Raw genomic sequence first — 290 nt, 5'->3', positions numbered from 1 at the left:
CGGGCTTTCATAAACTGGAACTGGGCAAATTTCAGCCCGATCAGAAAGGATTTCTGTTGTCCCTGGCTGCCGAACTTCTTGATCGGGTGCCCTTCGATGGTCATGCTGAGGTCGTCCTTGTGGTTGCCCTGTGTGGTGTACTGGAGCACGCGGTCCTTTTCCAGGCTCCGCCTCAGCAGTTCCTCCAGGGGAGCATCTGCCAACTGGCTTTCATAGGCCAGGCCCACGGTTTCGTCCCCCCCCGAAATCGCCTGGTATTGCTCGCTGAATATCGGCTGGAATTCCTCCAT

General features: G+C 56.6%; 1 pseudogene. It reads right to left on the bottom strand.

The features are described 5' to 3' along the window. Positions 1-290, bottom strand: a pseudogene (locus tag ACRHNM_RS16590) (DNA replication/repair protein RecF); the annotation flags it as partial.

This window comes from Psychroserpens mesophilus (genome assembly GCF_050617655.1).
In the GTDB taxonomy this organism is placed as follows: domain Bacteria; phylum Bacteroidota; class Bacteroidia; order Flavobacteriales; family Flavobacteriaceae; genus Psychroserpens; species Psychroserpens mesophilus_A.
This window is presented reverse-complemented; position numbering and strand designations above follow the sequence as displayed.